This is a genomic window from Pseudomonas sp. PA-4-8C (assembly GCF_021606625.1).
GTDB lineage: Bacteria > Pseudomonadota > Gammaproteobacteria > Pseudomonadales > Pseudomonadaceae > Aquipseudomonas > Aquipseudomonas lactis.
The window spans coordinates 1-13348 of record NZ_WKCD01000143.1; the positions used below are offsets into that span (position 1 = coordinate 1).

Here is a 13348-nt window from a genome sequence, read left to right on the forward strand (position 1 = left end):
CCACCGCCCTCGACGTCACCGTGCAGTTGAAGATTCTGGAATTGCTCAAAGAGTTGCAGGCGCGGCTGGGCATGGCGCTGTTGCTGATCAGCCACGACCTCAACCTGGTACGGCGTATCGCCCACCGCGTTTGCGTGATGCAGCAAGGTTGCATCGTGGAGCAGGCCGATTGCGAGACGCTGTTCCAGTCGCCCCAGCATCCCTACACCCAGGAACTGCTCGCGGCGGAGCCCAGTGGCGGTCCGGCCAGTAATGAGGTCGGCCCACCGCTGCTGGAGGTGGACGACCTGAAAGTCTGGTTTCCGATCAAGAAAGGCTTTTTGCGCAACACCGTGGATTACGTCAAGGCCGTGGACGGCATCAACTTCAGCCTGCCCCAGGGGCAAACCCTGGGCATCGTCGGTGAAAGTGGCTCGGGCAAATCCACCCTGGGCCTGGCGATTTTGCGCCTGATCGGCAGCCAGGGCGGAATTCGCTTCGAAGGCCAGCAACTGGACCGCCTCAGCCAACAGCAGGTGCGCCCGTTGCGCCGGGAAATGCAGGTGGTGTTCCAGGACCCGTTCGGCAGTTTGAGCCCGCGCATGTGCGTCAGCGAAATCGTCGGCGAGGGCTTGCGCATCCACAAGATGGGCACGCCCGCCGAACAGGAAGCGGCGATTATCGCGGCGCTCAAGGAAGTGGGCCTGGACCCCGAATCCCGGCATCGCTACCCCCATGAATTCTCCGGCGGCCAGCGCCAACGCATCGCCATCGCCCGAGCGCTGGTGCTCAAGCCACGCCTGATCCTGCTGGACGAACCCACCTCGGCCCTGGACCGCACGGTACAACGCCAGGTGGTTGAGTTGCTGCGCGGCTTGCAGGCCAAGTACAACCTGACCTACCTGTTTATCAGCCATGACCTGGCGGTGGTCAAGGCGCTGAGTCACCAATTGATGGTGGTCAAGCAAGGCCAAGTGGTGGAGCAAGGCGATGCCCAGGCTATTTTTGCTGACCCGCAGCACGCGTATACCCGGCAGTTGCTCAAGGCAGCCTTTCTCGTACCTGCCTGACAAAAGGCCAGCCCCTCGCGGTGCTGGCTGATACAAGCCACGGCCTTGCAGGAAACCCCTGCTTCGAAGGTGCCGACCGCCACTGTCAACATCCGGCTTTACCCTCAAAACCGGAACCGTACTCATGGAAGACTTTCACGCCCTCGCCCTGACCTGGGATACCGCCCTGCCGGTCACGCTCAAACCTACGAGCACCTTTGTAAGTGAGCGCCAGGCCTTGCTTACGGAGGGTGACCGCAATCTGATCGAGCAACTGACCAGCCTGCTTTGCGCCCCCGCGAGCCAGGCCCTGGCAGCCCCCATACACCCCATACCGATTGCCCCCGGGTCATTGCTGGGTCAATGGAGCGCAGCCTTCGGCAAATCCATCAACGCCAAGGGGTTCAGGGCCTGGGCCGACGCTCAGGGCATTACCCCCAAGAGCCTGCGGGTCCAGAACAGCACCCTGAGCGCCACCGTGGGCAACCAACCCAAAACCTTCAAGATGGCCGACGCGTCCGGCTGGTGGGCCCACGCCAACCCGATTATTTTTATCAGCCAACTAATCGACCCGATGGGGCTGGGTTTGCCGCTGATCGACCCGCAGCCGCAGGCAATCACCCTGACCTGGCCGTTGAACCTGGTACTGGCCTTCCATGGCTTGCCGATGCCCGCCAATCACCTACAGGCCCAGACAATTGTCGAAGAACTCAGGACCCTGGGCCGTTTTCCAGGCTTTGACGATAATGGGCGCAGCAAGTCAATGATCTACGCTGAGTTGACCGAGCAGTCCCAGGACAGCCAGCAACTGGCCGATGCTCTGGCTCTGATTACCCTGGACAGCGAGGCCTATTCGCCTCTGGACATTTATCGCACGCGCCTGCAACTGACGTCCGATTCGCGACTGGCCAGGACCTTGAAACAAGCAGCGAGCCTGCTGCAGGCGATCATGGATGAAAACGATCTGGGCACGAACACGCAAGCAACAACCGGCGTTTACTTCAACTTCCAGCTCCAGCAACTGGCGGTGCCCCACATTGACAATGAGCAAGAGTGGAGCTTCCTTGACCCGGCCAATCACGATGCCCGCTGGGACACGCTGGTGTCGTTGAGCAAACAGTTGGGGCTGGATCTTTATCTCAATCATAGCCTCAGCGTGGCTGCGGCATTGCAGGCCTACGCCATCGAGCGCCCCTGGAGCGTCTCGGCCATCAACGCCCTTGTCGGGCGCTTGCGCCAAGTGCCCAAACCGGCAGTACCGGTGGTACTCAACGCCAGGCGCTCCTTTGCCGAGCTGTACCGTTATCAACACTATGTCGGCGTGTTGAACGACCGTCATACGTTGCACACTGCACTGGCGAAGGCCATCGACGATGGCGCGATGCTAAGTCCCGACGGCCTTGACAGGTTGATCAGCGCCGATCCGGATGCCCTCGAGGCCACCGTGAAAAAAGCCTACGGGCAATTAACTGTCCTGACCGACGACTCAGCCTTCCTGGCCCTGCGCGTTAGCGAGCGCATCGATCCCTCCAGCCACATGATACTGAGCGCCACCGGCAGCCTTAGCGCCTGCGACCTGGACGGCAAATGGGTATCACTGACCGATGCCGTACTGGAACAACCCAGGCTGGCGACGCTGTTACGCCAACTTCAGGATTTGGCAGCCAAGACCGGTGGCTATCTGCGCACCGACAACACGGTGACCCTCGCCCAGGCGTTGAAGCTTTACCACTTCAGTTTGCCCCGCACATTGGAAGAAGCGCTCGTCACGTTACAGCGCCTGGAAGTCATCCAGCCCCTGTCAGTCAGCGATCGTGCCTGGTGGCGTGCTCTCAAACCGTCGACCGGCTGGCAGGCGACGGCGTGGCAGCTGTCGACGTCGGAACGCCAACAAGTCTTGACCATCAGCGACGCATTCATGACGGACAAGGACGGTCTGCTGTTTGAAGTGCTTGGCGGGGTCGACCTGGCCGGCAAGTCCGTCGCCGACGTGCACGCAGAAGCAGACTTTCTCCTGATGCGCGTGCTGGCGTCCTCCTTGGCGCAACAACTGGGTGAACGCCTGTCAAACGCCCTGCACTGGCACGGCGGGCATGCCGGTGAAAGCACCGAGAGCGGCAGTCGCAACGCACTGATCCTGGCCGCGTTGATTTTGAGCCTTGATCCCGAGCCGCACGTGCATCCCACCCGTATCAACTCCATCGACTGGCAGGATGATTACCACTGGGGCGAATCCGCATCTTTCACCCGCCACCAGATCGAAGCCAGCCTGCACGGGCTCAACGCACCGGTCGCAGCCTTGGCCACCCACCTGCTGCTCTGCGGAAAAAGCCCACACTTGCTGGTTCGCGACATTCCCGAATCCACCCCTTGCCAGAGCTCCCAGGCCTGGGTGCTGTTCCGCCAGTACGTAAGCTACATGGAAAAGGTCGTGCAAGGGTCGTCTCGTCAGTTGAGCTATCAGCAGATCATGAGCCTGGCCTACCTACCCCCCGAGGGGACGTGGAAAAACTTCCTGGAGAGTCACGAAGCAGCCGGCCCCGTCCTGGACTGGGCCGAGGCCAATGGCGTACTGGGCACCCAGGCACGTACCGGTTCCCTGGCGTTGAACACCGCACGCCAAGCGCTCAATTTTCAACGTGCACGCCTGGCGTCAACCCTGCGAACATTTGCCCAGCCCATCGTCACTTTGCGCCAGACCGCCCTGCAGGATCTGCGCAAGGTCTACCCCGGCAACCCCCTGCTCGAAACACCGCTGTTGATGTGGCTGCCGGAAAACTCGCCGTTTTCAGAAGAGGGTCGTTTCGAGGATGTACATACCGGCCCCAAGTATTCGTTCGTCGACTTGCACATGGCTGGCAGCCTGGACGCCGCCTCAAATCGCTGGCACTCCTCGAACCCGGCGATCAAATACCGGGAAATGGCCAAGCACTTTCATCTGCTGGGGCAGATCAACAGCGTATTTTCCACCGCCTTTGACAAGAAGCTGCAGCAGTTGAAGGCCGCTTACGGGGAATCCATTCGTTATTGGCTGTCGCACCTGACCTTACCGCGGCGTGAAGCCATGGAATACGGCAATGTGCAGTTTTTCAGCGTGAGTCGACGGGGGCCGCGCGACTCTACCGAGGTGGGTCGATTGGCTGTGCTGGTGTATGTCGCATATTTCACTGAGCGGTACTTCTATGAATGCTTCCCCAGGCAGATGCTGATTCGCCCAAGACGCGAGCTGAACTACACCCAGGTCATGCGAGCCGTCGACACTGCCACTCACCAAGCCTGGATGCGCTTCGACTGGCAGGCATATGCACACGGAACGCCGCCGGCCAAGGTCGCTCTGACGGCTGTTGATACCAGCCTGGTGCTCAACATGCTCGACCATAAGCTGCCCAGCGCAGACAGCATTCCCGCGCCAGACAGCCTGGGCCGACGCGTCCCCCGCACCTTGGACTCACCACGCAGCTACGCCCTGACGAAGATTATTGTCGAACAGCACTTGTTGCACGACAGCTTGGCTTTGAGCCAGCAAGCCAAGTTGCCGATTAGCCTGCAGGCAGCTGCCAACGGCAGTGACCCCTGGGCCGACTATCTGCGCGACCTGGCGCTCGAACCTCAGGAGGCTTGAACAATCGCGTTTTTTATATAACGCTGCTGGCCTGCTCATTCGATTACCTTCCGGGAGCGCCCGTCCATGACCGCCGTTACAGCACCGTTTTTCTGGCGCGACGAACGCCTGCCGTTCATCGAGGCGCGCACCATTGCCGACGGGCGCAAGGTCACGTATACCCGGCATGCCCACGAGCACTTTTCCATCGGTGCGATCACCACCGGCTGCAGCTATTACCACTACGGCGCGCGCACCTTCGAAATCAGCGCCGGCACCGTGGTGCTGATGAACCCCGGAGATGTGCATGCCTGCAACCCCATCCATGACCAGCCCTGGTCCTATTACATGCTGTACCTCGACACACCCTGGCTGACCGACCTGCAATACCAACTGGGGTTCAGTACCGACCAGGGCTACCGGCCATTCGACACGCCCCATACCCGCGACACTGCGCTGTACCACGGTTTGCTCGAACTGTACCGCACGCTAGTGGATGATCAGGCCGAACTGCTGCAAAAGCAGAGCACGCTGGTGAGTTACTTCACCGACGTGCAACAGCGCCTGAACCCTTCGCTGACGCCGGTACGCGAGGTCAACCATAAGCTGGAACGCGCCGCCGACTACATTCGTGCCTACTGCACACAGGCCTTGAAACTCGAAGACATCTGCCAGGCCGCCGACCTGTCGCCGTCTTACCTGATCCGCGCGTTCAAGCGGTATTATGGCTTGACGCCCCACGCTTTCATGGTCAACCGGCGCATCCAGTTCGCCCGCAGCCAACTGCGCAATGGCGCGCTGATTGCCGACGTCGCCCTGGCCGCGGGCTTTGCCGACCAGGCGCACTTCCAGCGCACCTTCAAACAACATTTCGCGGCCACGCCGGGGCAGTACCGCGAGAACCTCAAGCCATCAGCAAATAACCCACACTGGCCGCCAGCAACGCGGCCATTGAGCGGTTGAACAGGCGCACACCCTTCGGGTTGTTCAAATAGCGGCGCAAAAACGTCCCCGCATACGCCCAGCACGCCACCGAGAGGTAGCAGATCACCAGGTAAAGCGCGGCAAACAACCACACCTGCGCCGCATCGCCGTCAGCCACAAACAACCCCATGCCTGCCACACACGCCAGCCAGGCTTTCGGGTTGAGCCACTGCATGATCGCGCCATACAGCATCGACGGCGCGGTGTGGGCACCGTCAGCGTCCAGGCGGCCATCGTCCACCGCCAGCTTCCACGCCATATACAACAAGAACGCGACCCCGCCCCAGCGGATCAATTGGATCAGGATCGGCCAACGCACCAGCACTTCATGCAGCCCCAGGCCGATCAGTACCAACAACAAGGTGAAACCTACGGCAGCGCCCAACACATGTTTCTGGCTGGCGACAAAACCGAAACGCGCGCCGGCACTTAACGCGACCACATTGACAGGCCCGGGAGTGATGGACGTGGCCAGGGCAAAAGCGGCCATGGAGAGAATCAAGCTCATTACAATTCCTTGTGTGATGCCAACGATGTTGAGATCACGGTAACGCGCACAAAGACGAGAGGTATTGAAGAAAATGCCCCTTAGTCTTTCAGAACGAGCGAGGATCGTGGATATCAGGTAGATAGGTGTCGGCTTTGAGGCCGCCATCGCAGGCAAGCCAGCTCCACAGTTGGCTGGCCTTCTTCTCTTCTGCATCCGATATTTATGCTCACTTCCCAACTTAATAATATTTTATTAATAACTCCCTGCCCCCTAACTTGACGTCATGCCCAAGCTGAATCCAACTGCATTACGCAAGGATAGAGACATGACTGTAGCAATAACAAAAATAGACACGCTGGTGGTTGGCGCAGGTCAAGCTGGCGTGGCCATGAGCGAGCATTTGAGCAAGCAAGGCGTGCCGCACCTGGTGTTGGAGCGCAGCCGGATCGCCGAGCGCTGGCGCACCGGGCGTTGGGACTCGCTGGTCGCCAACGGCCCAGCCTGGCATGACCGCTTCCCCGGCCTGGAATTCGATGACGTCCCCGCCGATGGCTTCGCGCCCAAAGAGCGCGTCGCTGATTACTTCGAAGCCTATGCCCGTAAATTCAATGCGCCGATCCGCACCGGCGTGGACGTCACCTCAGTGGTCCGCAACATCGGCCGCCCCGGCTTTACCGTGCACACCAGCGAAGGCGTGATCGAAGCCAACCGCGTGGTGGCCGCCACCGGGCCATTTCAGAAGCCGGTGATTCCTGGCATAGCGCCCAAAAACACCGTGCTGCACCAGATCCACTCCGCCGACTATCGCAACCCTGGGCAACTGCCCGCGGGCGCTGTATTGGTGGTGGGCGCTGGCTCGTCCGGGGTGCAAATTGCGGACGAATTGCAGCGCTCCGGCCGCCAGGTGTACCTGTCGGTTGGCGCCCATGACCGCCCGCCTCGCGCCTATCGCAACCGCGATTTCTGCTGGTGGCTGGGCGTATTGGGCGAGTGGGACCAGGCGGCGATGAAACCCGGCCGCGAGCACGTCACCATTGCCGTGAGCGGCGCCCACGGCGGCAAGACCATCGACTTTCGCGAGCTGGCCCAGCAAGGCATGACCCTGGTCGGCCTGACCCACGCTTTCAACGGCACGGTGGCAACGTTCCAACCCAACCTGGTGGAAAACCTGGCGCGCGGTGATGAGAACTACCTGACCCTGCTGGACGCGGCCGACGCCTATATCGAGCGCAACGGCCTCGACCTGCCCCTGGAGCCCGAGGCACGTCGCGTGTTCCCTGACGCTGAATGCATCAAGCAGCCGATCCTGGAGCTGGACCTGGCGCAAGCCGGCATCACCTCGATCATCTGGGCCACCGGATTTGCCGTTGACTACAGCTGGTTGCAGGTAGACGCCTTCGACGCCGCCGGCAAGCCGCAACACCAGCGCGGTGTCTCCAGCGAAGCGGGCATCTACTTCCTCGGTTTGCCGTGGCAATCGCGGCGTGGCTCGTCGTTTATCTGGGGCGTGTGGCACGACGCCAAATACGTGGCCGACCATATCACCATCCAGCGTCAGTACCTTGAGTACCGCGAAGCCGCCCCGGTTGCCCGCCAGTCCCCTGTCAGCGCCTGATCATTTTCCCAGGAGTTTTTTTGATGCCTACCCACACTCGCATTCGCATGTTCAACACCAAAGCAACCTATCCCAACCAGAGCCTGGACAACGACCTATGCCAGGCCGTGCGCGCCGGCAACACCGTGTACGTACGCGGCCAGGTGGGCACTGATTTCGACGGCAACCTGATCGGCCTCGGCGACCCACGGGCCCAGGCCGAGCAGGCGATGAAGAACGTCAAGCAACTGCTGGAAGAAGCCGGCAGCGACCTCAGCCATATCGTCAAGACCACCACCTATTTGATCGACCCACGCTACCGCGAGCCGGTGTACCAGGAAGTCGGCAAGTGGCTCAAGGGCGTGTTCCCGATTTCCACCGGGCTGGTGGTCTCGGCCCTGGGCCAGCCGCAGTGGCTGATGGAAATTGATGTGATCGCGGTTATTCCAGAGTAAGGAGGCTAGCCATGACCTTTTCCATCGTCGGCCGTTGTGCAGAGACCGGCCAACTGGGCATTGCCATCAGCTCATCGAGCATCGCCGTGGGCGCCCGCTGCCCGTGGCTGCGGCCTGGTGTGGGCGCCGTGTCGACCCAGAACATCACCTTGCCGGCCCTCGGCCCGGACGTCCTCGACGGGCTGGAACAGGGCCTGGCTCCCGCCGCCGCCGTCGACAAAGCGCTCACCCGCAACGGCTACAGCCAGTACCGGCAACTCACGGCAATTGACCATCTGGGCCGCAGCGTGCATTTCAGCGGCAGCCAGACCCTGGGTACCCATCACGCGGTTTCGGGCGAGCAATGCGTGGCGGCGGGCAATATGCTCGCCGCCCCTGAAGTGATCACCGCGATGGTCACGGCTTTCGAACAGGGCGAAGGCCAGCTCGCAGACCGTCTACTGGCCGCGATGCATGCCGCCATCGCCGCCGGTGGCGAAGCCGGCCCGGTGCACTCCGCCGCGCTGGTGGTGGTGGGCGAGTTGACGTGGCCGATCATCAACTTGCGCGTGGATTGGGCCGACGATGCGCCGATTGGCGAATTGCAAAAACTCTGGGACGCCTACCGCCCACAGGTGCAGGACTATATCGATCGCGCCCTCGCCCCCGACCGCTCCCCCGGCTACGGCGTGGCCGGAGACGACCGATGAGCCGCAGCCGCGAACTGCTGGAAACCCTGGTGGGCTTCGACACCACCAGCCGCGAGTCCAACCTGCAATTGATCGAGTATGTGCGCGATTACCTGGCCGGGTTTGGCGTGGCCAGCGAGCTGGTCTACAACGCGCAACGCAGCAAGGCTAACCTGTTTGCCAGCATCGGCCCGGTGGAACTGCCAGGTATCGTACTGTCGGGGCATACCGACGTGGTGCCGGTGGACGGGCAACCGTGGACCCTGCCGCCGTTCACACTGACCGAGCGTGATGGCAAGCTGTTCGGACGCGGCACCGCCGACATGAAGGGGTATATCGCCTGCGTGCTGGCGTTGGTGCCGGCGTTGGTCAAAGCGCCGTTGCGCCTGCCGGTGCATATCGCCCTGTCCTACGATGAAGAAGTCGGCTGCCTGGGCGTGCGCTCGCTGCTCGCGGTTCTGGAACAACGTCCGGTCAAGCCGATGCTGTGCATCATTGGCGAGCCGACCGAACTCAAACCGGTGCTGGGCCACAAGGGCAAGTTGGCGATGCGCTGCGATGTGCAGGGCCAGGCGTGCCACTCGGCCTATGCGCCCTCGGGTGTGAATGCGATAGAACACGCCGCCGAATTGATCGGTGAACTGGGGCGCATTGGCCAGCGGTTACGCGCACGGCAGGACCCACGTTTTGACCCGCCGTTCAGCACGGTACAGACCGGCATGATCAACGGCGGCAAGGCTTTGAATATCGTGCCGGCCGACTGCCGCTTTGACTTTGAAGTGCGCGCCCTGCCCTCCATGGACCCGGGCGAAGTGGCTGAAGAGTTGCAGGCCTACGCGCTGCAGCGGGTGTTGCCGCGCATGCAGGCGGTCAGCACACAGAGTTCGATTCGGTTCACCGAGTTGTCAGCCTACCCAGGGCTGGTCACGGATGAGCGCAGCCAGGCGGCGCAGTTGATTGCGGCGTTTTGCGGCTCGCGGAACTTCGGCACCGTGGCGTTTGGTACCGAGGGCGGGCTGTTCGATGCGGCGGGAATTCCCACCGTGGTGTGCGGGCCAGGCAGCATGGACCAAGGGCATAAGCCCGATGAGTTTGTGAGCCTGGAGCAGCTTGATGGCTGCGATGCCATGTTGCAGCGGTTGTTAGGCTTTATCACAACCTGAAGACTCGGTCATCACCCTCTGTAGGAGCGAGCTTGCTCGCGAAAAACGTCAACGATAACGCGTGCATCCTGGATAAACGCGGCGTCCATGAGTTTTTCGCGAGCAAGCTCGCTCCTACCCTATTCAGCCGAGCAAACGTGCAAGCTCTTCGCGGCAGTAGTCGACAAACAACTGCACCGGTTTGGTCAAAGGTGCGCGGCGTAGCCAGACGGCCGACAACCCCGACCCCGTGACCGTTTCCGCCAAGGGGATGCACACCACTTTCTGCCCATCATAGGTGTACTCACTGAACGGTTTGGTCACCAGGATCGAGAACCCGAACCCACGCCCCACCATGCCCCGCACCATTTCGATGGAGGGCGAGCTGAACACGATATTCGGCGTCAGCCCGCGCTCTTCGAAGATGCTCACGAAGTAGGTACGGCTGGGCAACACGTCCAGCAAAATCATCGGCTCCAGCACCAGGTCGGCCAGGGACACCTTGGCCTGCTGGGCAAAGCGGTGATCGGCCGGCAGCAGCGCATAGGGCTGTTGCGGCGGCATCAGCGGCGTGGTCTCGATGGTGCCGCCCAGGTCGTGCTCAAACAGCATCGCCACGTCGATACTGCCCGCCGTCAGTGCCTGCACCAGTTCCTGCTGCTCGCCATCGCGGATGCGGATCTCCACACCCGGCCAGCGCGCCTTGAAGCCGGCGATCAAGCGTGGCAGGTACAACGGTGCCACAGTTTCAAAACAGCCAATGTCGATCTGCCCGGCCACCACATCGTTATCGGCCAGGGCGTTCTGCTCGAACTCATGGGCCACCCGCAACAACTCCAACGCCTTGCGATAAAAGCGCGCGCCGCTGGGCGTGAGGGAAACGCCCTGGGCGTGATGGCGGATAAACAGCTGCACGCCAAAGCTATCTTCCAGTTGCTTGATCGCCGTGGACACCGACGGCTGGGCGATATACAGCTTGCGCGACGCCTCGGCAACGCTGCCGCATTCGGCCGTGGTCACAAAATATCTGAGCTGACGCAGGTTATAGGCTGCCATCGGCACCTCCCTAAACGTGGTGTTTTGCCCCAAACAAGTGCGCAGAAACACCGGTTTTTCAAGCCATTGACGTGCATGCAACATACCGGAGCAAAAAATCTCACGAGATACTTTTTTTAAGGTCTATAGCAACAAACTTACTAATTTACCTGCCTGCGCCCATTGCAGATGATCACTCCAACAACAAAGCGGCGCCCATGCGCCGCACAGCGAAGTACGCCCACGTACTCACCTTGCCTTGGAGCTCGTCATGGTTACCACTGCAACATCCAGCGCCCCGCTCATCGAAAAACACACGATTGGATACGTGCCCCCGCAAGATCGCCATGGAAAGGTAAGAGATCTGTTCACCCTGTGGTTCGGCGGCAACATCGCGCCGTTGCCGATCGTCACTGGCGCCCTGGGTGTACAACTGTTCCAACTCAACCTGGTGTGGGGCATTGTCGCCATCCTTGTCGGCCATTTGGTCGGCGGTGTGTTGATGGCATTGCACTCGGCCCAGGGCCCGCAGATGGGCATTCCGCAGATGATCCAGAGCCGCGCGCAGTTCGGCTCCCTCGGCGCGTTGCTGGTGGTGGTGATTGCCGGGGTGATGTACATCGGTTTCTTCGCCTCCAACATCGTGCTGGCCGGTAAATCCCTGCATGGCGTGGTGGACGCCGTGCCTGTGCCGGTGGGCATCGTTATCGGCGCCATCGGTTCCGGGATTATCGGCATCATCGGCTACCGCTTCATCCACGTACTCAACCGCATCGGCACCTGGGTGCTGGGCGCCGGCATTGTGCTGGGCTTTGGCTACATCTTCACCCATGTGCAGACCACCGATTTTCTAACCCGTGGCAGCTTCAACATCTCCGGTTGGCTGGCCACCGTTTCCCTGGCTGCGCTGTGGCAAATCGCATTTGCGCCCTACGTGTCGGACTACTCTCGCTACCTGCCCGCCGACGTGCCGGTGGCCGCCACCTTCTGGACTACCTACCTGGGCTCGGCGCTGGGGTCGAGCCTGGCCTTCATCTTCGGCGCGGTGGCGGTGCTCGCCACGCCGGTGGGCATGGACACCATGGACGCGGTCAAACTGGCCACCGGCGCCATCGGCCCGTTGATGCTGGTGCTGTTTTTGCTCAGCGTGATCAGCCATAACGCCCTCAACCTGTACGGCGCGGTGCTGTCGATCATCACCCTGGTACAGACCTTCGCCTACAGCTGGATCCCCACTGCGAAAAGCCGTGCAGTGATCTCCATCATCGTGCTGGCCGCCTGCTCGATTGCGGCGGTGTTTGCCTCCCAAGACTTCATCGGTCACTTCGTCGACATGGTGCTGGTGCTGCTCGTGGTGCTGGTGCCCTGGACGGCGATCAACCTCATCGACTTCTATGCGATCCATAAAGGCAAGTACGACATCGCCTCGATCTTCCGCGTGGATGGCGGCATCTACGGCAAGTACAACCCACAGGCGTTGCTGGCGTATGCGGTGGGGATTGCGGTGCAGATTCCGTTCATGAACACGCCGCTGTATGTGGGGCCGATTTCGCAGCACATCAACGGCGCGGACTTATCGTGGGTGGTGGGGCTGGCGGTGACGTCGCCGTTGTACTTCTGGCTGGCGAGCCGGGACAGTGCGTATAAGCGCCGGATGGACAGTGGGAAGTTGGTGGGTGGGGTTTGATACATCCTGTCGGTTGCGCCTGTGCGGTGGTCACTTTATAGTTCGCTCCGTCGCTGGCATTGGTCGGCGATGGGGTTTCGCAGCCCTACAAAATCACTACTAGTACCGTCAAACATGACGCAGCAGATTTTCAGCTGCCTCTCGTTTTATGGCGGTTGTGCGTGGGAGACCTTCTGGTCTGCCGGGTGCTGGTAGTGGTCCCCCGGTCTGCGAACCCGCGCACAGCTGCCACCCATTTGTTTCGCAGCAAAACGGTGGTGTTTTTTCTTTTTTAAGGACCACTACTATGACTGATCAACACCCGCCCCGCCGCTTCACCCCCATGTCCCAAACCGCAACCGACTATCCGGTACTGCTGATCGACAGCGACGCACCGCTCAACGAGTTGCACGCCTGCGCCAGCGAACGCCTCAACGCCGCACTCGCCTACCTGCACTTGATGGCCTGCTCCAACGTATCGGACTATGCCGAGCACGATATCAACACCGTCGCCAATACCGCCCGGATCATGGTCCAGGATGTGGCGGATGTGTTTACGGTGATTGAAAAGCGCGGCCTTGATTCGCCTGCTGTGCAGTAAGTTGTGAGAAAACCCGCCTCGGCGGGGTTTCTGGGTTTTGCGGAGCTCAAACCTACCCGCATCGCCTTCTGTAAGGGCGGGCTT

11 protein-coding genes are annotated in these 13348 nt (G+C 61.1%); 9 read left to right on the plus strand and 2 right to left on the minus strand.

Translation table 11 applies throughout. The features are described from left to right. The 3 genes from GIW04_RS19295 to GIW04_RS19305 form a co-directional block, all read left to right on the plus strand. The coding region (locus GIW04_RS19295; protein WP_236479135.1) for an ATP-binding cassette domain-containing protein at positions 1–1049 on the plus strand (1049 nt) is incomplete at its 5' end. A 124-nt stretch (positions 1050–1173) separates the two neighbouring features. Then, on the plus strand, positions 1174–4650 hold the full coding sequence (locus GIW04_RS19300) for a hypothetical protein (protein WP_120248280.1): 3477 nt from the start codon (positions 1174–1176) through the stop codon (positions 4648–4650). 66 nt (positions 4651–4716) lie between these two features. After that, positions 4717–5592, plus strand: coding sequence for an AraC family transcriptional regulator (locus GIW04_RS19305; protein ID WP_003190684.1), 876 nt, complete (start codon positions 4717–4719; stop codon positions 5590–5592). On the opposite strand, the gene GIW04_RS19310 is transcribed toward GIW04_RS19305, so the two are convergent. Next, positions 5534–6121, minus strand: a complete 588-nt coding sequence (locus tag GIW04_RS19310; RefSeq protein ID WP_003190682.1) for a LysE family translocator — start codon at positions 6119–6121, stop codon at positions 5534–5536. The genes GIW04_RS19305 and GIW04_RS19310 overlap by 59 nt on opposite strands. A 265-nt stretch (positions 6122–6386) precedes the next feature. Here GIW04_RS19310 and GIW04_RS19315 point away from each other — a divergent pair, with 265 nt between their 5' ends. From GIW04_RS19315 to argE, 4 genes are read left to right on the plus strand one after another with little or no spacing between them, the layout of a single operon-like run. Further along, entirely contained in the window at positions 6387–7718 is a 1332-nt protein-coding gene (locus tag GIW04_RS19315) for a flavin-containing monooxygenase (protein WP_183043779.1), read from the plus strand. Positions 7719–7741: 23 nt separating this feature from the next. After that, entirely contained in the window at positions 7742–8152 is a 411-nt protein-coding gene (locus GIW04_RS19320; RefSeq protein ID WP_003190680.1) for a RidA family protein, read from the plus strand. Between the two features lie 11 nt (positions 8153–8163). After that, on the plus strand, positions 8164–8841 hold the full coding sequence (locus GIW04_RS19325) for a DUF1028 domain-containing protein (protein WP_120248281.1): 678 nt from the start codon (positions 8164–8166) through the stop codon (positions 8839–8841). Further along, positions 8838–9983 (plus strand): acetylornithine deacetylase, encoded by a 1146-nt coding sequence (gene argE, locus GIW04_RS19330; protein ID WP_120248282.1) that lies wholly within the window; start codon positions 8838–8840, stop codon positions 9981–9983. The genes GIW04_RS19325 and argE overlap by 4 nt, the downstream gene beginning before the upstream one ends. 123 nt (positions 9984–10106) lie before the next feature. Here the strand turns inward: argE and GIW04_RS19335 are convergent, their stop codons facing one another. Then, positions 10107–11018: a LysR substrate-binding domain-containing protein gene (locus tag GIW04_RS19335; RefSeq protein WP_003190675.1), complete on the minus strand. Its 912-nt coding sequence runs from the start codon at positions 11016–11018 to the stop codon at positions 10107–10109. Positions 11019–11268: 250 nt separating this feature from the next. Here GIW04_RS19335 and GIW04_RS19340 point away from each other — a divergent pair, with 250 nt between their 5' ends. Together GIW04_RS19340 and GIW04_RS19345 are read left to right on the plus strand one after the other, a co-directional pair. Beyond that, the gene (locus GIW04_RS19340) at positions 11269–12684 is read left to right on the plus strand and encodes a purine-cytosine permease family protein (RefSeq protein ID WP_057709831.1); all 1416 of its coding nucleotides are present in this window, start codon (positions 11269–11271) and stop codon (positions 12682–12684) included. 286 nt (positions 12685–12970) lie between these two features. Further along, positions 12971–13264 carry a fructose-bisphosphate aldolase gene (locus GIW04_RS19345; RefSeq protein WP_094775416.1) on the plus strand — a complete coding sequence of 98 codons (294 nt, stop codon included), beginning with the start codon at positions 12971–12973 and terminating at the stop codon, positions 13262–13264. Positions 13265–13348 lie beyond the last annotated feature (84 nt).